Genomic DNA, 17,696 nt, shown 5'->3' on the forward strand with positions numbered 1-17,696 from the left:
GGCGCAGTGACCACCGAGCATCCCGGCGTCGAGCCGGCCGAGCAGGCGGCCGCCATGCTCACGGCCGTCGGCATGCCGCGCATGCCGGCGCGCGTCATGATGGCGCTCGCCGGCTCGCCGGACGACGGGTACACCGCCGCGGACCTCGCCGACCGTCTGGGCGTCTCCGCCGCGGCAGTATCGGGCGCGGTGCGCTACCTCGTGTCGATGCGACTCATCCACCGGCTCTCGCGGCCGGGCGATCGCCGTGACCGCTACGACCTCGCCGAGGACTCCTGGTCGGGCATGATCGCGGCGAACGCGCCCCTGTACGGCAGCCTCGCGGCCTACCTCGACCGCATCGCCGACGACAACGGGGCCGCGCCCATCTCGGCCACCCGCGCGCGGGAGATCGCCGACTTCCTCCGCTTCCTGTCTGAACGGATGCCGCAGCTCGCCGCCGAATGGCGCTCGGGGCGCGAGGCGCCCGAGGTCGACAGCACGGGGGCCGCGGCGGACGGCGAGATCGCGGCGGGCGGGTAGCCTTGCCCGAGTGACCGACGCGCCCCCCTACATCGTTGCCACCGACGGAGCCTGCAAGGGCAACCCCGGACCGACCGGCTGGGCGTGGGTCGGCGAGGACGGGCACTGGGCCGCGGGATCGATCCTCTCGGGCACGAACAACATCGGCGAACTGACCGGGCTGCTCAAGGCCATCGAGGACCACTCCGATGTCGCGAACCTCGTCGTGCAGGCCGACTCGAAGTACGCCATCGACACCTACACGAAGTGGATGGACGGCCACCGCCGCCGCGGCTGGAAGACATCGACGGGCGCGCCGACGAAGAACGTCGACATCCTCGAGCAGCTCATCGCCGCGCGCGACGCACGCCGCGCCGCGGGGCTCCCCGACGTCGAGCTCGAGCACGTGCGCGGCCACTCCGGCCATGTGCTGAACGCGTGGGCCGACGAGCGCGCGGTGCGCGCCTCGGAGCACGCTGCCAAGGGCATCGCGAGCGCGTGGTCGTCGCTCGGCGCGCAGGACCGCATCGACGTCTCCACCCGCCCGAAGAACGGGCGCTGACCCGGGCGGTCAGCCCTGCATGGCACCTTCGAAGAGTCCGATCTGGTTGCCGTCAGGATCGGCGATGACCGCCCACCAGCTGGTCGGCGTGATCTCCTGCTTCTCCCGCACCAGGCTGCCACCGGCCTCGGTGGCCCTGGCGACGATGTCGTCGATGGAATCCACCTCGACGTAGGAGCGGGTGTTCGTGAAGCCCTCTTCGCGCAAGCCCAGTCCGCCGCCGGAGATTCCATTCGGTGCCTGCCACATCGGGTAGCCCTCGAAGCCCGGCACCTCGGCGATCTGCCAGCCGAAGAGCCCGGAGTAGAACGCGGCTCCCTCCTCGAGGTCGCTGACCGGGATGTCGATGTGCGTGATGTCGCCGTGAGCCATGGCGCTTCCTCTCGTTGGGTCGGACCCGGTCAGTCTCCGCCGCCCGTCGACCGCCCACAAGACCCCGCGAGAGAACAGCTGGTGGACGAGAGGTAGGGAACCAACCACCCTCTCGTCCACCAGCTGCACTTTCGCGGAGATGAGGGTGGACGCCGGGGACCGACGGGTCAGGTAGAGGCGTCGGCGGCGGCGTCGGCGAGGTGCCGCTCGAGTGCGTCGATCGCGGGACGCTGACCCTTCACGACTCTTTCGCGAGCGGCATCGAGTGACACCCACTCCACGCGGTCGACCTCGGGGAACCGGGCCGTCTTCCCCGAGCGCGGTGGCCACTCCAGCTCGAACTCGCCGAACTCCAGCCCGTCGAGGGAGAACCCGGTCCCGTCGGCGACGAACACCGTCACGCGCTTGCCCGACGCGTAGGCGAAGGTGCCGAGCTCGGCGTAGGGCGGCTCAGGCGCGTCGATGCCGAGCTCCTCGCGGAACTCGCGGCGCGCAGCATCCAATGCGCCTTCCTCCCCCTCGGCGAACTCGCCCTTGGGGATCGACCATGCGCCGGCATCCTTGCTCGCCCAGAACGGCCCGCCCATGTGCGCGATGAGCACCTGGGATTCGGGCGCGATCCGGTACAACAGGATGCCGGCGCTGGTGATCACGGGTCAGACGATACGGGTCTTCGGCGAGACCGTGTAGGTGTCCTCGGGGTCGCTGAACACGACGTCGCCCAGCGCGGTGTCGATCGCAGCCAGGGTGTCGGCGTCGAGCACTACGCCCGAGGCCTTGACGGTCTCGGCGAGCTGCTCGGGTCGGGATGCCCCGACCAGCGCCGACGCGACGTTCTTGTTCTGGAGCACCCACGCGATGGCGAGCTGCGGCATCGACAGGCCCGCCTGCTCGGCGACGGGCTTCAGGCGCTGGACCGCCTCGAGCACGTCGTCGCGGAGGAAGGACTGGATGAACCGCGCGCCGCTCTTGTCGTCGGTCGCGCGCGAGCCCTCGGGTACCGGCTGGCCGGGCAGGTACTTGCCGCTCAGGACACCCTGCGCCATCGGCGACCACACGATCTGCGAGATGCCGAGGTCCTCCGACGCCGGCACCACCTTGCCCTCGATGACGCGCCACAGAGCCGAGTACTGCGGCTGGTTCGAGATGAGCTGCACGCCGTAGCTCTTGGCGAGCGCGTGACCCTCCCGCAGCTGCTCGGCGGTCCATTCCGAGACGCCGATGTAGAGCGCCTTGCCCTGGCGCACGACGTCGGCGAAGGCCTGGAAGGTCTCTTCGAGCGGCGTCTCGTAGTCGAAGCGGTGCGCCTGGTAGAGGTCGACGTAGTCGGTGCCGAGGCGCTTCAGCGACCCGTTGATGGACTCGAAGATGTGCTTGCGGCTGAGTCCGGTGTCGTTGGGGCCCTGCGGGCCGGTCGGGAAGTAGACCTTCGTGAAGATCTCGAGGGATTCGCGGCGCTGCCCCGAGAGCGCCTTGCCGAGGACCTCCTCGGCGGCCGTGTTGGCGTAGACGTCGGCCGTGTCGAACGTGGTGATGCCGGCGTCGAGCGCCGCGTGGACCGTCGCGATGGCGGCCGAGTCGTCGACCTGCGAGCCGTGCGTGACCCAGTTGCCGTAGGTGATCTCGCTGACCTTGAGACCGCTGTTTCCGAGGTACCGGTAATTGACCATGAGAAAACGCTACCCGCCCCGATGGGTGCATCGGAGCGGGCAGCGTCGACGGGTCAGAGGACAGGTGCGGTCTCGTCCTCGATCGCGTCGTCCTCGGCGGCCTCGGCGCGCTCGCCGGCCTCCGCGTCGACGGCGAGGGCACGGGCCTCGTCGTCGAGATCAGCCGCGGCCTGCTCGAACTGCGAGTTGTACAGGCGGAAGTACGCCCCCTTGGCCGCGATGAGCTCGTCGTGCGCGCCCTTCTCGACGATCCCGCCGTTCTCCATCACGAGGATGAGGTCGGCGTCGCGGATGGTCGACAGGCGGTGCGCGATCACGAACGACGTGCGTCCCTCTCGCAGCGCCGCCATCGCGTGCTGCAGCAGCAGCTCGGTACGGGTGTCGACGGAGCTCGTCGCCTCGTCGAGGATCAGCACCGACGGCTGGGCCACGAACGCGCGCGCGATCGTGATGAGCTGCTTCTCGCCCGCCGAGATGTTCGATGCGTCCTCGTCGAGGAGGGTGTCGTACCCGTCGGGCAGCGAGTGCACGAACCGGTTGACGTACGTCGCCCGTGCGGCGGCGAGAATCTCGTCGTCGGTGGCGTCGGCGCGGCCGTAGCGGATGTTCTCGCGGATCGTGCCCGCGAACAGCCATGGGTCCTGCAGCACCATGCCGGTCTCGGCGCGGATGTCGCGGCGGGTGAGGTCGGCGATGTTCTGCCCGTTGAGGAGGATGCGACCGCCATCGAGCTCGTAGAAGCGCATCAGCAGGTTCACCAGCGTCGTCTTGCCGGCGCCGGTGGGACCCACGATCGCGACCGTCTGGCCCGGCTCGACCCGGAACGACAGGTCGTGGATGAGCGGCCGGTCGGGCGAGTACGAGAACGCGACGTCCTGGAATTCGATCGTGCCGTCGCCCTCGACCAGCGCGGGCGCGTCCTCGGCGTCGGGCTCCTGCTCGGGCTCGTCGAGCAGCTCGAACACGCGCTCGGCCGAGGCGGTGCCCGACTGCACGACGGCCGCCATGCCGCCGAGCTCCGCCAGCGGCTGCGTGAACTGCTGCGAGTACTGGATGAACGCCTGCACGTCGCCGAGCCGCAGCTGACCGCTCGCGACCATCAGCGCGCCAAAGACCGCGATGCCGACGTAGGTGAGGTTTCCGATGAACATCATCGCGGGCATCATGATGTTCGACAGGAACTGCGCCTTGAACGAGGCCTGGTAGAGCTCCTCGTTCTCTTCACGGAAGGCCTCGCGCGACGCCTGCTCGCGGCCGAAGACCTTGACCAGCGCGTGCCCGGAGAACGACTCCTCGACGCGCGCGTTCAGGCGACCCACCTTGCGCCACTGGATGCCGAACGCCTTCTGCGAGCGCGGCCCGATGACGCCGAACAGGATGCCCATCAGCGGGAAGCTGATCAGCACCACGAGGGTCAGCTGCCACGAGATCGTCAGCATCATGATGAGCACGCCGATCACGGTGAGCACGCTCGTCAGCGCCTGCGACAGCGACTGCTGCATCATCTGCGTGATGTTGTCGATGTCGTTCGTGACGCGCGAGATCAGCTCGCCGCGCTGCACGCGGTCGAAGTAGCGCAGCGGCAGGCGGTTGATCTTCGCCTCGACCTGTTCGCGCAGGCGCCACATGACGCGCACCATGATCACGTTGATGACGTAGCCCTGCAGCCACATCAGCAGAGACGACGCGAAGTACAGCACGAGCACGATCAGCAGCACGCGGCTGAGCGCCAGGAAATCGACGCCCGCCCCCGGCACGAAGTGCTCCATCGCCGAGACGATGTTGGCGAGGTCCTGCTGCCCCGTGGCCTCCAGCCCCGCGACGACCTGCTCCTTGGTCGTGCCGGCGGGCGCCATCGACGACACGACGCCCTCGAACAGGATGTTGGTCGCCTCGCCGAGCACCTTCGGCGACAGCACCGCGAGGACGACGCCGATCGAGCCGAGGATCGACACGAAGACGAACGCCCAGGCGTTCGGACGCAGCAGCCCGATCAGCCGGCGGAAGGCAGGCCAGAAATGCGCGGCCTTGCCCGGTGCGACGGCGCCGCTCCAGTCGTCGGCCGCGATGCGCGCCTGCTCGCCGAGCTCGATCTCGGCCTTCTCCTCGGCGCTCAGCTCCGCGACGGCCTGACGCACCCGGCGGCGGCTGGTCTTCTCGGTGTTCTTCTCGTCGCTCATCGGGCGACCTCCGCTCCGAGCTGGGATTCGACGATCTCGCGGTAGGTCTGGCTCGTCTCGAGCAGCTGCTCGTGCGTGCCGGTCCCCACGATGCCGCCGTCGTCGAGGACGACGATGCGATCGGCGTCGGTGATCGACGAGACGCGCTGCGCGACGACGATCTTGGTGACGTCCGGGAGTTCCCGCCACAGCGCCTGCCTCAGCCGCGCGTCGGTGGTGAGATCGAGCGCCGAGAACGAGTCGTCGAAGACGAGCACCTGGGGCCGGTGGACGATGGCCCGCGCGATTGCGAGCCGCTGCCGCTGTCCGCCCGACACGTTGGTGCCGCCCTGCGCGATCGGGGAGTCGAGTCCGGCGTCCATCTGGCTCACGAAGTCGCTCGCCTGGGCGATCTCGAGAGCGTGCCAGAGCTCAGCATCCGTCGCGTCCTCGCGGCCGAACCGCAGGTTCGACGCGATCGTGCCCGAGAACAGGAACGGGCGCTGCGGAACGAGCCCGATCGTGCTCCACAGCGCATCGAGGTCGGCACGCCGCACGTCGACGCCACCCACCTCGACGACGCCGCCGGTGACGTCGAACAGTCGCGGGATCAGCGACACCAGCGTGGTCTTGCCGGCGCCGGTCGAACCGACGACGGCGACCGTCTCACCCGGATCGGCGCGGAAGGTGATGCCCGACAGGATCGGATGCTCGGCACCTGGATAGGTGAACGCGACGTCGCGGAAGGCGACGGTTCCGGGCGTCGGGAACGCGCCGACCGCATCAGACGGACGCTCGAGCGACGAGTGCGTGTCGAGCACCTCGCCGACGCGATCGGCAGACACCGCGGCGCGCGGGATCATCAGCGTCATGAAGCTCGCCATCATCACGCCCGAGAGGATGATCATGGCGTACTGCATGAACGCGAAGAGCGTGCCGATCTGGATCTCGCCGCTGTCGACCTGCATGCCGCCGAACCAGATCACGCCGATCACGGTGACGTTGAGGATCAGCATGACCGCCGGGAACAGCACCACGAACAGCGACCCGACCTTGCGGCCGACGACCATGATGTCGGTGTTGGCCTCGCGGAAGCGCTCCTCTTCGATGGGCTCGCGAACGAACGCGCGGATGACGCGGATGCCTGTGAGCTGCTCGCGCATCACCCGGTTCACGCCGTCGAGTTTTCCCTGGTAGCTGCGGAACAGCGGCACCATGCGGGCGATGAGCAGACCCGCGACCAGGAGCAGCAACGGCACGGCGACCGCGAGGATCCACGCGAGGCTGGCGGCCTGCTCGATCGCGAGCACGATGCCGCCGATCGCGAGCAGCGGCGCGGTGACGAGGAACGTCGCGCCCATCATCGCGAGCATCTGCACCTGCTGCACGTCGTTCGTGTTGCGCGTGATGAGGGACCCCGCGCCGAAGCCGGTCACCTCGCGCTCGGAGAAGCCCGAGACGCGCTCGAAGATGTCGTCGCGGATGTCGCGGCCGAGGCTCATCGCGGCGCGCGCGGCGAAGTAGGTCGCGATGATCGACGCGACGATCTGCCCCAGCGACACGGTCAGCATGACGATGCCGGTGCGCCAGATGTAGTCGGTGTCGCCCTTCGAGACGCCGTTGTCGATGATGTCGGCGTTCAGGCTGGGCAGGTACAGCGAGGCGACGGCGGAGGCTGACTGGAACAGCAGCACGCCGAGCAGGAGCCAGCCGTACGGCTTGAGATATCGGACGAGGAGTTTTGCCAGCACGAGGGTTCTCCCGGACGCGGCGAAGCCATGGCAAGGCTCCGCCTCTGCAGATGTGAGGGTGCCGACCCACCTTCGCACGGGCCGCCGACATCGCGGCAGTCCCGTTCACCGAGGGCGGAACCGGGGGCGTGGGCGCCTCCCAGCGGCGACCCGCCGGTCACTCTAACACGATATATCGCGAGGCGCGAGACCGCTCCCACAGAGGCCCGCAACACGACGGACGGGATGGGATGCTGCGACCCGCGGCATCCCATCCCGTCCGTGGCGTCCGGGTCAGGCCTCCCCGCCCTGCGCGATGTCCGCGCGCTCTCGCCAGCTGCGCGCCGTGACACGGTCGAGCGCGACCTGGCGGCGCAGCGCGTCGGCCTTCTCGTAGAGCGAGGGCTCGCCGTAGCTGGTGAGCACCTTCACGAGCACCGGCAGCAGCTCGATCATGAAGAACAGGCCGGCGATCAGCCAGTGCGCCCATGCGAGCGTGGGCTCGCGCGCCGACAGCCGCTCGAGCCCGCTGATCTGGCTCAGCAGTCCCACCGCGCCGGAGTTGCCGCTGGCGATCTCCGCCGCGCGGGCGTCGTAGGCGGCGAGCGCCGCCTGGTACTGCTCGCGCGCGCCGGGCAGCTCGTCCTTCGCCTGCTGCTTGTTGACCTCCTCCGAGGCGCTCGCGTCGGCCGTGCCGGCCGCCTGCGCCGCGGCGAGGTCGGCCTGTGCCGCCGTCAGCTGCGAGTTCAGGTCGTCGTACGCCGACTGGGCGGCCGCGAGCTGCGCCTCCGCGGCATCCGAGCTCGCACCCTCGCCCGCGACGCCGCTGCAGCCCTGCACCTCACCGGCGCCCTGACCGGTCAGCTCGCACTGGTAGATCGCGCGCGCCTGGTCGATGACCTGCTGCTGCGCGGCGAGCTTCGCGGTGAGGTCGTCCACGGTCTGCTGCGCCGATGACGCCGACGCCGACGTGGTGTCGGCCCCTGCCACGACGCCGCTCGCCGCCTGGCTCTCGAGCGCCGCGACACGTTCGCTCGCCGCATCCAGTGCCTGCTTCTCGGGTCCGGCGGTGACGGCGTCCTGATCCGACTGCGCCTGCGTGATGTTCGTCGCGTTGACCTCGCGCGCGATGTCGTTGTGGAAGATCTGCAGCACCAGCGGCTCGGCCACGACGATGCCGATCACGGCGGCCATGATGACGCGAGGGATGGCGAGCGCGATCAGCCGCCCGATGCTCTGCGAGGAACGCATCGTCGAGGTGAGGAAGCGATCGAGGTTGAAGATGATGAGCATCCACACGATCGCAAGAGGCAGCGCGCCCCACGCGACGATCCGCACGCCGGTGGTCAGCGCGAAGTACATAGAGATCGCCGAGATCAGCGCGGTGCCGGCGATCACGAAGAACATCTGCACGAAGCGCGGCGTCTCGGTCGGCACCTCGTCGAGCACCGATCCGTCCGCACCGCCGAGGATCGCGAGCCTGCGCCAGCCCGAGGTCCGCTCCCTACGCGGGCGCTTCGCCCGCTTCGCACGGACGGGGGGAACGGATGCTGCCGCCTCCGGCTCCTCATCGCGCGAGGCTTCCTCGGCGACGGGCTCATCCTCACGCGGCTCGTCGATGGCGCCCCACTCGCCGATGGTCGTCGTCTGCTCCGCCACGACCGGCTCGGCCACGGCGATCGGCTGCGTCGGGTTCATCGCGAGGGCGTCCTCGAGGAGGTCCTTCGTCACCGGGAACGGGTCTTCGGGGCCGTCGTCGCCGGGGCGCTGGTCGGCCCCGGGCTCACCGGCCGCCTGCTGGGCGCGCACGTCGTCGAGGTACAGATCCTCGGCCTGCTCGCCGTCCGTCTCGAACTCGATCCGGCCGTCGGAGCCGAACCGGCCCGGCCGGTGTGCGGAGTAAGAAGACATCCGCACACCCTAGAGGGGGCTACCTGTGCGGCGGGTGTGTGAGAGGAGCGCGAGATCGCGCATGCCGCGCGTTTCGACTCGCAAGCTCGCTCAACGACCGGGGGTCAGTCCTCCAGCGGGGTGACGGCGGCGACCGCCTCGTCTTCCTCGGTGGCGACGAGCTGGCCGCAGGCGCCGTCGATCTCCTTGCCGCGGGTGTCGCGGAGGGTCGTCGGGATGCCGGCGTCGTTGAGGCGGCGCACGAACTCGTTCTGCACATCGACCTCGGACGCGGTCCAGATCGAGCCGGGAGTCGGGTTCAGCGGGATGGGGTTCACGTGCACCCAGCCGCGGCCACGGTCGTTGAGCTTCTTCGCCAGCAGGTCGGCGCGCCAGCCGTGGTCGTTCATGTCCTTGATGAGGGCGTATTCGATCGAGACGCGGCGGCCCGTCTTGTCGAAATAGGCGCGCGCGGCGTCGAGCGCCTCGTCGACCTTCCAGCGCGAGTTGACGGGGATGAGCTCGTCGCGCAGCTTGTCGTCGGGCGCGTGCAGCGACAGCGCGAACGTGACGGGGATGTCCTCCTGCGCGAGCTTCGTGATGGCCGGCACGAGACCGACCGTCGAGACGGTGATGCCACGGGCGCTCATGCCGAGGCCGTGCTGCTTGTCGGTCATCACGCGCACCGCCTGCATGACACGTGCGTAATTGGCGAGCGGCTCGCCCATGCCCATGAAGACGATGTTCGACACCCGCTCGGCGGAGTGGTCGTCCTTCTTCTTGCCGCCCAGACCGCCGTCGGCGATCAAGCGGTTGGCGCGCACGACCTGCTCGACGATCTCGCCGGCCGACATGTTGCGGGTGAGCCCGGCCTGGCCGGTCGCGCAGAAGGGGCAGTTCATGCCGCAGCCGGCCTGCGACGACACGCACAGGGTGATGCGGCCGGGGTAGCGCATGAGCACGGACTCGACGAGCGCGCCGTCGTGCAGCTTCCACAGGAACTTGATGGTGTCGCCGCGGTCGGTCTCGAGGCGGCGCACCTCGGTGAGGAGGGCCGGCAGCATGCCGTGCACGAACTCCTCGCGCCCGTCGGCGGGGAGGTCCGTCATGTCGGCGGGGTTGTGGGTCCAGTGCTGGAAGTAGTGCTTCTCGAGCTGCTTCGCCCGGAAGCCGGGCAGCCCGAGCTCCTTGACCTTCTCGACGCGCTGCTCGGGGGTGAAGTCCGCCATGTGCACGGGCGGCTTGCCGCGCTTCGGACTCGCGAACTGGAGGAGGGGCCGCCCCTCGGCGTCCTTCTTCTGGGTCCATCCCTCGGTCGCCGGACGCACCTGCCTCGGTGTGGTCGTGCGAACAGGCGAATCGGTCATGCGTCCAGGGTACGCGGAGACATCTGGACGCAGGCCGAACCTCGCGCCCGGACTAGGCTCGGCCTGTGGTGCCCGCCCCGAACCTGCTCGCCTTCACGCTCGCCGCCCTCGTCCTGATCGTGATCCCGGGTCCGAGCGTGCTGTTCACGATCGGGCGCGCACTCGCCCTCGGCCGCATCGGCGGGCTGCTCAGCGTGCTCGGCAACGCGCTCGGCCTGCTGCCGATCATCGGCCTGGTCGCGATCGGCGTCGGCGGCATCGTGGCGCAGTCGGTCGTGCTGTTCACGATCGTCAAAGTCGCCGGCGCGCTGTACCTCATGTACTTGGGTGTGCAGGCGATCCGCCATCGCCACCGTGCCGCCGCGGAGGCGAGCGGGGGCGCGCTCCCCCGCTCGGCCTGGCGCCAGCTCGGCGAGGGGTTCGTCGTCGGCATCACGAACCCGAAGACGATCGCGTTCTTCGTCGCGGTGCTCCCCCAGTTCGTCGACCTGAACGCCGGCATGGTGCCGCTGCAGATGATCGAGCTCGGACTCGTGTTCTTCGTCATCGCGCTCATCTCCGACGGCATCTGGGCACTGATCGCGGCCGGCGCACGGGAGTGGTTCGGGCGCTCCCCTAAGCGCATCTCCACCCTGTCGGCCACCGGAGGCGGTCTCATGATCGGCCTCGGCGGCATCCTCCTCTTCACCGGGAACAAGCACTGATGACAACGGATGCTGCAGCCCAGCCCCGCCCGGATCGCCGGCGCATCATCTTCCTCGACGTCGACGGCACGATCCTCGAGCACGGCTCGCACGTGTCGCCGTCGACCGGCCCGGCCATCCGCGCGCTGCGCGAGGCGGGGCACCTGGTCTACCTGAGCACCGGAAGGTCGGCCTCCGACATCCATCCGGACGTGGCCGAGATCGGCTTCGACGGCGCGGTCACCAACTCGGGAGCGCTCGTCGTCTCGGACGGACAGGTGGTCGTCGACCGTCCCCTGTCGCCGGAGGCGACGGACCGCATGCTGACGTCGCTGCGCAGCCGCGGCATCCGTTATTTCCTGCAGACCCGCGATGCGGTCTACGCGAGCGACGACATGGCCGAGCTGATGCGTGACTACGCGGCGGCGCTCGAGGTGCGTGAGGCGGCGGGTCAGCAGGTGCGGCCCGAGGACTCGCTCGTCGGCCTCGCGCAGCGCACGTTCCCGAGCGTCGACGAGGCGGACCTCACCCGCATCGACAAGGCCGTGTTCGTCAGCGACCACCCGGAGGGTCTCGAGGAGCTGCGCGCGGACCTCGGCGACGAGTTCCTGATCGTGCCGGGGAGCATGCCGCTGCCGGGCGGCTCGAACGGCGAGATCAGCGAGCGCGAGACGACCAAGGGCTCGGCGATCGAACTGCTGCTCGCGCACCTCGGCGTGGACGCGGCGGACGCGATCGCGGTGGGCGACAGCTGGAACGACATCGAGATGTTCCAGGTGTGCGGGGTCTCGGTCGCGATGGGGAACGCCCAGCCCGAGCTCAAGGAGCTCGCCGACTTCGTCACGACGGACGTGCTCGACGACGGGATCGCGAACGCATTCCGCCGCCTCGGCCTGATCTGACGCGGCCCGCTCAGCCGGCGCTCGGCGGCGCCGTGGAGGCGCGAAGCACCAGCTGGGTCGCCAGCTCGACCTGTTCGGGCGGTGCGCCGCCCTCCATCTCAAGCGCGACCCGCAGGGACTCGCGGCCGAGGAGCCCCCAGTCCTGGCGGACGGTGGTGAGAGGCGGCGCGAACATCTCGGCCTCGTCGATGTCGTCGAATCCGAGGACTGAGACGTCCTCCGGAATGCGGAGACCGGCCTCGATGATCGCGCGGTAGGCGCCGAGCGCCATCTGGTCGTTCGCGGCGAAGACCGCGGTCGGGCGCTCGTGCTCGGCGAGCAGCTGCTGCATCGCCCGGTAGCCGGAGCGCGGGCTCCAGTCGCCGGGCTGGGTCGCGGGAAGCGCGCGACCGGTCTGCGTCAGCACGTCCCGCCAGGCATCGAGCCGGGATGCCGCTGAGAACGAGCCAGGCGGGCCCGTGATGTGGTGCACCGTCTGGTGGCCGAGGTCGAGCAGGGAGCGGACGGCCTGGCGCGCGCCGACCGCTTGATCGAAGTCGACCGTCGCGACGCCCTCCACGAGCGGCGGCCCGAGGATCACGGCTGGCACGCCCTCGGGAAGATGGAGCGCCTCATCGACCCCGAACGGGGCCGGGAGGATGACGATGAGGACGTCGACCGCCATCTCGCCCAGCCGCGTGAACGCCCCGTTGGCCGCCTGCCCGGAGGAGGCGGCCAACGGCATGAGCGTCGTCGCGTAGCCGCTCTCGGCGGCCCGCTCGGAGATCTCCTCGAGCGAGCGGTGCGTGCCCACGGAGTGGAGGCTGTGGTACACGACGCCGACCGTGCGGAACGACCCCCGCCGGATCGCCCGCGCCGCCGCGTTGGGCCGGTAGCCCAGCTCGCGCATCTTGGCGAGCACGAGCTCGCGCTTCTCGGGCGCCACGTTGGGCTCGCCGTTCGCGACCCGCGAGACCGTCTGCACCGAGACGCCGACGGCCTGGGCCACATCCCGCAGCGAGGTGCGGCGCTCCTGCACTCTCAGACCCCTCGGAAGGCGAAGTCGAACACGAGGTCCCCGCTGGTGGGCAGGAGGTACTGCGCGAGAGTGCGCGCACCCCAGGCGTCGTCGCCGCCCACACCGCGCCGCATGAGCGCCGGCCGCAGCACGGTGCGATGGATCGGCGGCAGCTCGGTGTGGTGCAGGGCGTTCTCCACTTCGTCGGGCGTCCACGGCAGTGCCGAGAACTCCATCGCGCCGGCGGATTCGACGCGGAGGCCAGCTCCTCTGCCGTCGGTGACCTCGGCCCACCGCACGCCGGTGCGGCTTCCCGCCTCCTGCGGACGCAGATAGGGAGTGAGCTCCGTCGTCACGTCGCGATCGTACACGCCGAGTCGTGCCCCGCCGCGGCGGTCGATATAGCACTCCTCGGGCCCGTCGCCGTACCAGCGCAGCCGGCGGAACTCCGGCAGCGTGGTGAGCAGCATCCCGAACTCGGGCAGGCTCGGCAGGCCCTCGACGAGGTGCAGGGTCTGCGTCACCTCGACGCGGCCGGAGCCGTCGACGCGGTACGAGACGTCGCACGTCGTGGCCGGTCGGGTGGGCAGCTCGTACTCGTACGTCACCGTCACCGCGGTGTCGTCCTGCGCGACCCGAGTACGGGTGAGCGGATCGCGCACACGTCCGTAGCGGCTCGCGAGAAGCCACTGGCCGTCCTCGAAGGGCGCCTCCCACCCGCGCTCGTTCGACGTCGGCGCGTGCCAGAAGTGCGGTCGCGGCATCCCTTTGAGAAGCTCACGGCCGCCATCCGACGTCATGCCGAAACGGTAGGAGGTGAGCCCGCCGTACAGCGTCGAGAACAGCGCGCTGAACCCGGGACCGCGCACCCCGATGTTGTGCGCGCCGCGGATGAGCTCGGGTGCCGGCGCCGCGACCCGTGCGGGCGGCGGTCCCACGGAGACGACCCGCTGCTCGTAGGCGACCTCGTGTCCTTCCTCGGCCCACGCCGTCGCCGACCGCAGGCGGAACGACACGTCGATCGCATACTCCCCGGGCTCGGCGGGGACCACGAGCGGCAGGGCCACGCGACCGGTGTCGCCGGCGGCGATGGCAGTCTCGACCTCTTCGGTGCGCAGCATCCGTCCCTCGCGCGAGAGTGTGACGACACAGCGGTACGCGGCGCTCGACGTCGACAGGAGGCGGTTGTGCACCGTGAAGCCGTCGTCATCGATGCGGATCTTGAAGCCCTGGTAGAGGTACGCGACCTCCTGGAGCTTCGGCGTCGGCGTGTGGTCGGTGAAGAAGATGCCGTTGCCGCAGAACTCGGCGTCGTTCGGGGAGTCGCCGAAGTCGCCGCCGTAGCCGAAGTACTCCTTGCCGTAGCGGTCGGTCAGAGCGATCGCCTGGTCGGCGAAGTCCCAGATGAACCCGCCCTGGAAGAGCGGCTCACGGTACGCCAGCTCGATGTACTCGTCGACGGCGCCGAACGAGTTGCCCATCGCGTGGGCGTACTCGCACAGGATGAACGGCTTGTCGCGGCGGTGGCGCAGGTACTCCTCCACCTCCGCGGCGGGCGTGTACATCTGACTCGCGACGTCGGTCGTCTCCTCGTAACGCGGATCCCAGAACACGCCCTCGTAGTGCACCGGGCGGCTGTCGACCTCGCGGAAGCAGTCTGCAACGTCGCGGATGTTCGTGCCGCCGAACGACTCGTTGCCGCACGACCACATCACGATGCTCGGGTGGTTCTTGTCGCGCTCGTACATGCTCGCGGCGCGGTCGAGGAGGGCGGGCAGCCACTCCGGCCGGTCGCCTGGGACCGCCTCTTCGATCGGCGCGCCGAGCTTGCGGACGCGGTCCCACACACCGTGGCTCTCGAGGTTCATCTCGTCGATGACCAGGAGTCCGTGCCGGTCGGCGAGCTCGTAGAACGGAGTGCTGTTGGGGTAGTGGCTGGTGCGCACGGCGTTGACGCCCACGGCCTTGAGGGCGAGCAGATCCGCCTCGATCTCGGCCGCGGTCTGCACGCGCCCGGCGAGGCCGAACTCGTGCCGGTTCACTCCGAAGAAGACGACGCGTCGCCCGTTGAGCTTCAGCAGCCCGTCCTCGATCGCGAAGCGCCGCACGCCGACACGCTGCACGATGACCTCGGCGATCTCGCCCGCGGCATCCTGCACCTCGATCTCGAGGTCGTAGAGCCACGGATCCTCGGGGCTCCACAGCCGCGGATTCTCGAGACGGATGGCGAAACCGCCGTCGCCGCGGTCTTCGAGGTCTCCGACCCCGGCGAGGCGGGCCCGAACGCTTCCCTCCCCGCGCAGGTCGACACGGAGCCCGATGTCGGCCGTCGCGTCGTCGAGGGCGAGGTCGACGTCGACGCGGAGGTCTTCGATGTGCGCGGACGGACGGCGGTAGACGACGACGTCGCGGAACAGGCCGGAGAACCGGAAGAAGTCCTGGTCCTCGAGCCACGAGCCGCTGGAGAACTTGAACACCTGCGCCGCGAGCTTGTTCTCGCCCTCGACCAGGGCGTCGGTCACATCGAACTCCGACGGCGTGAAGCTGTCGGTGGCGTACCCGAGGTAGCGCCCGTTGAGCCAGACCGCGATCGCGCTCTCGGCCCCCAGGAAGCTGATGCTCACGCTCTCACCCGCCTCGACCGGACAGTCGAGGACGAAGCTCTTCACGTACGAGGCGACCGGGTTGTAGCGCCCGGGCACCTCGCCGGGGTCGATCTGCTCGACGCCGTCCCAGGGGTACTGGACGTTGACGTATTGCGGACGGTCGTAGCCGTGCAGCTGGATGTGCGCGGGAACCGGGATGTCGTCCCAGCTCTCGCAGTCGTACTCCGGGCGGAAGAACCCGGCCGGGGCCGCCGCGGGGTTCTTCGCGTAGTGGATCTTCCAGCGCCCACTGAGCGACTGCTCGTAGCCGCTCGCGCCGGCCGCCGCCTCCGCCGTCGTGCGGAACCAGCGGTGGTCCGAGTGGGCGGGCCGGCGGTTCTCATGCACGAACCGGGGATCCGCGATCCGTGTGGCGTCGAACATCGCGCCCTCCTTTTCCGAGCTCTCGATCTGGATGCCGGTGGTGTCGAGCGTCACTTGACCGCCCCCGTGATGCCCTGCGCGAACTGCCGCTGCAGGAGGAAGAACACGATCATCGTCGGCAGCGACGACAGCAGCACGGCGAGCATCAGCACGCCGTAGTCGGTCACGTACCCCGCGCTGATGTTCGCGGTGAGCATCGGCATCGTCAGCACGCTGTTGTTGACGAGGATCACCTTCGGCCACAGGAAGTTGTTCCACGCCATCATGAAGGTGATGACGGCGGCGGCAGCGAAGGTCGAGCGCATCGTGGGGACGTAGATCCGCGCGAAGATCGACAGCTCGCTGAGGCCGTCGATGCGCGCCGCCTCGATGATCTCGTGCGGGAACGAACGGGACGCCTGGCGGAACAGCAGGATGAGGAACGGCGTCGAGATCATGGGGATCACGACCGCCCACAGTGAGTTCACCATGCCGACCCGCGCGAACAGCTGGAACAGCGGGATCATCGTGGCGGCGAACGGGATCATCATCGCCAGCAGCAGGATCGCCATGACGACGTCCTTGCCCTTGGAGTGATAGACCTCGAAGCCGTAGCCGGCGATCGAGCACACCGTCAGGGCGAGGATCGTCGTGCCCACAGCGATGAGGAACGAGTTCGTCATCGCGCCCACGACGTTCTGCGTCGAGAAGAGCACGGCGATGTTCTCGAAGAGAGCCGTGCCGGGCAGCATCCGTGAAGAGAGCACATCCTGGCTGGTGTTGGTGGCCGAGACCGCCATGAAGTACAGCGGGAAGACCGAGAACAGGGCCCAGATCGCCAGCAGGGCGTATCCGGGCAGGCTGCGGAGCTTGTTAATCACGCTTGTCACCGACCTTCATCTGGATGAACGAGAGGATGGCGACGAGCATCAGGATCACGTACGAGATCGCCGCGGCGTAGCCGAAGTTGGGGTTCTTCTGGAACGACACCTCGTAGAGGTAGTGCGCCATCGACATGGTCTGGTGCGCGGGCCCGCCCTGCGTGAGCGCCCACGACTCGTCGAACAGCTGCAGGGTGCCGTTGATCGACAGGATCGCGGTGAGCACGATCATGGGCTTGAGCTGCGGAACGGTGACGTACCAGAACGTCTGGAACGCGTTGGCGCCGTCCATGCGGGCGGCCTCGATGCTCGAGTGGTCGACGTTCTGCAGTGCCGCGAGATAGAAGACCATGTTGTAGCCGGTCCACCGCCACAGCAGGCCGAGGATGATGACGAACCGGGCCGTCTCGGGCTGGCCGAGCCAGTTGATCGGACTGCCGATGGCGCCGAGCGACATCAGCGCGTCGTTGACGAAGCCGTCGTTCGCGAAGAGGGTGCGGAACACCAGCGAGTACGACACCAGCGACACGGCGCACGGCAGGAAGATCGCCGTTCGCCACAGCGCCTTGAACCGCAGCTTCGGGTTGTTCAGCAGGTTCGCCAGCACGAGCGCCAGCGTCAGCATGATCGGCACCTGGATGATCAGGTAAATGAACGTGTTCGTCAGCGTGAGCCGGAAGATGTCGTCGTTCAGCAGGCGCTCGTAGTTGTACCAGAGCGGGTCGGCGAACTCGAGCCTCGTTCCGCGCCCCGTCTGCAGCGACAGGACGAACGCCTGCGCCATGGGGATGAAGCTCATGAACAGGATGAGCAGCGCGGCGGGAAGCAGGAACCCCCAGCCGGTGAGGCTGCGGCGGCGCGCGGTGTTGAGCCACGGCTTGCGGTCGCCGATGTAGTTGTTCAGCGGCGGCGGCTGGGTGCGCCTGCCCTCGGTCTTGATGCGGGTCTTCACGTCGGAGGCCACGGCGTCGTCT

At 69.1% G+C, this 17,696-nt stretch carries 15 protein-coding genes; 4 read left to right on the forward strand and 11 right to left on the reverse strand.

Annotated elements, in window-relative coordinates; all coding sequences use genetic code 11:
• Positions 1–6 precede the first annotated feature (6 nt).
• Positions 7–522, forward strand: coding sequence for a GbsR/MarR family transcriptional regulator (locus ACEYYH_RS19300; RefSeq protein WP_374975911.1), 516 nt, complete (start codon positions 7–9; stop codon positions 520–522).
• A gap of 10 nt (positions 523–532) precedes the next feature.
• On the forward strand, positions 533–1,063 hold the full coding sequence (locus ACEYYH_RS19305) for a ribonuclease H (protein ID WP_374975912.1): 531 nt from the start codon (positions 533–535) through the stop codon (positions 1,061–1,063).
• A gap of 9 nt (positions 1,064–1,072) precedes the next feature.
• On the opposite strand, the gene ACEYYH_RS19310 is transcribed toward ACEYYH_RS19305, so the two are convergent.
• The 7 genes from ACEYYH_RS19310 to rlmN all read right to left on the reverse strand — a co-directional run bounded on the left by ACEYYH_RS19310 (position 1,073) and on the right by rlmN (position 10,251).
• Positions 1,073–1,435: a VOC family protein gene (locus ACEYYH_RS19310; RefSeq protein WP_374975913.1), complete on the reverse strand. Its 363-nt coding sequence runs from the start codon at positions 1,433–1,435 to the stop codon at positions 1,073–1,075.
• Between the two features lie 167 nt (positions 1,436–1,602).
• The gene (locus ACEYYH_RS19315) at positions 1,603–2,088 is read right to left on the reverse strand and encodes an NUDIX domain-containing protein (protein ID WP_374975914.1); all 486 of its coding nucleotides are present in this window, start codon (positions 2,086–2,088) and stop codon (positions 1,603–1,605) included.
• A 3-nt stretch (positions 2,089–2,091) separates the two neighbouring features.
• Positions 2,092–3,105 carry an aldo/keto reductase family protein gene (locus ACEYYH_RS19320; RefSeq protein ID WP_374975915.1) on the reverse strand — a complete coding sequence of 338 codons (1,014 nt, stop codon included), beginning with the start codon at positions 3,103–3,105 and terminating at the stop codon, positions 2,092–2,094.
• Between the two features lie 53 nt (positions 3,106–3,158).
• Positions 3,159–5,285 (reverse strand): ABC transporter ATP-binding protein, encoded by a 2,127-nt coding sequence (locus tag ACEYYH_RS19325; protein WP_374975916.1) that lies wholly within the window; start codon positions 5,283–5,285, stop codon positions 3,159–3,161.
• Positions 5,282–7,015: an ABC transporter ATP-binding protein gene (locus ACEYYH_RS19330; protein ID WP_374975917.1), complete on the reverse strand. Its 1,734-nt coding sequence runs from the start codon at positions 7,013–7,015 to the stop codon at positions 5,282–5,284. The genes ACEYYH_RS19325 and ACEYYH_RS19330 overlap by 4 nt, the downstream gene beginning before the upstream one ends.
• A 273-nt stretch (positions 7,016–7,288) precedes the next feature.
• On the reverse strand, positions 7,289–8,905 hold the full coding sequence (locus tag ACEYYH_RS19335; protein WP_374975918.1) for a DUF4407 domain-containing protein: 1,617 nt from the start codon (positions 8,903–8,905) through the stop codon (positions 7,289–7,291).
• Between the two features lie 104 nt (positions 8,906–9,009).
• Positions 9,010–10,251 carry a 23S rRNA (adenine(2503)-C(2))-methyltransferase RlmN gene (rlmN, locus tag ACEYYH_RS19340; protein ID WP_374975919.1) on the reverse strand — a complete coding sequence of 414 codons (1,242 nt, stop codon included), beginning with the start codon at positions 10,249–10,251 and terminating at the stop codon, positions 9,010–9,012.
• 65 nt (positions 10,252–10,316) lie between these two features.
• Here rlmN and ACEYYH_RS19345 point away from each other — a divergent pair, with 65 nt between their 5' ends.
• A complete protein-coding gene (locus ACEYYH_RS19345; protein WP_374975920.1) occupies positions 10,317–10,955 on the forward strand; it encodes a LysE family translocator in 639 nt (212 codons plus the stop codon).
• Positions 10,955–11,836 (forward strand): HAD family hydrolase, encoded by an 882-nt coding sequence (locus tag ACEYYH_RS19350; protein WP_374975921.1) that lies wholly within the window; start codon positions 10,955–10,957, stop codon positions 11,834–11,836. The genes ACEYYH_RS19345 and ACEYYH_RS19350 overlap by 1 nt, the downstream gene beginning before the upstream one ends.
• Before the next feature lie 10 nt (positions 11,837–11,846).
• On the opposite strand, the gene ACEYYH_RS19355 is transcribed toward ACEYYH_RS19350, so the two are convergent.
• The 4 genes from ACEYYH_RS19355 to ACEYYH_RS19370 are packed head-to-tail and all read right to left on the reverse strand — an operon-like array spanning position 11,847 to position 17,686.
• Complete coding sequence (locus tag ACEYYH_RS19355) at positions 11,847–12,854, reverse strand: LacI family DNA-binding transcriptional regulator (protein ID WP_374975922.1); 1,008 nt, start codon at positions 12,852–12,854, stop codon at positions 11,847–11,849.
• A gap of 2 nt (positions 12,855–12,856) precedes the next feature.
• Positions 12,857–15,916, reverse strand: coding sequence for a glycoside hydrolase family 2 TIM barrel-domain containing protein (locus tag ACEYYH_RS19360; protein WP_374975923.1), 3,060 nt, complete (start codon positions 15,914–15,916; stop codon positions 12,857–12,859).
• Positions 15,913–16,731 carry a carbohydrate ABC transporter permease gene (locus tag ACEYYH_RS19365; protein WP_374975924.1) on the reverse strand — a complete coding sequence of 273 codons (819 nt, stop codon included), beginning with the start codon at positions 16,729–16,731 and terminating at the stop codon, positions 15,913–15,915. The genes ACEYYH_RS19360 and ACEYYH_RS19365 overlap by 4 nt, the downstream gene beginning before the upstream one ends.
• On the reverse strand, positions 16,715–17,686 hold the full coding sequence (locus ACEYYH_RS19370) for a carbohydrate ABC transporter permease (protein WP_374975925.1): 972 nt from the start codon (positions 17,684–17,686) through the stop codon (positions 16,715–16,717). Before ACEYYH_RS19370 ends, ACEYYH_RS19365 begins: the two co-directional genes overlap by 17 nt.
• Between the last annotated feature and the right edge of the window lie 10 nt (positions 17,687–17,696).

The sequence above is a fragment of the Microbacterium trichothecenolyticum genome, assembly GCF_041938625.1.
Lineage (GTDB): Bacteria > Actinomycetota > Actinomycetes > Actinomycetales > Microbacteriaceae > Microbacterium > Microbacterium trichothecenolyticum_D.

Bases quoted from the DNA above. Each gene is read 5' to 3' on its own strand.
- ACEYYH_RS19310 (WP_374975913.1), bottom strand. From the start codon at position 1,435: ATGGCTCACGGCGACATCACGCACATCGACATCCCGGTCAGCGACCTC.
- ACEYYH_RS19320 (WP_374975915.1), bottom strand. From the start codon at position 3,105: ATGGTCAATTACCGGTACCTCGGAAACAGCGGTCTCAAGGTCAGCGAG.
- ACEYYH_RS19325 (WP_374975916.1), bottom strand. From the start codon at position 5,285: ATGAGCGACGAGAAGAACACCGAGAAGACCAGCCGCCGCCGGGTGCGT.
- ACEYYH_RS19335 (WP_374975918.1), bottom strand. From the start codon at position 8,905: ATGTCTTCTTACTCCGCACACCGGCCGGGCCGGTTCGGCTCCGACGGC.
- rlmN (WP_374975919.1), bottom strand. From the start codon at position 10,251: ATGACCGATTCGCCTGTTCGCACGACCACACCGAGGCAGGTGCGTCCG.
- ACEYYH_RS19350 (WP_374975921.1), top strand. From the start codon at position 10,955: ATGACAACGGATGCTGCAGCCCAGCCCCGCCCGGATCGCCGGCGCATC.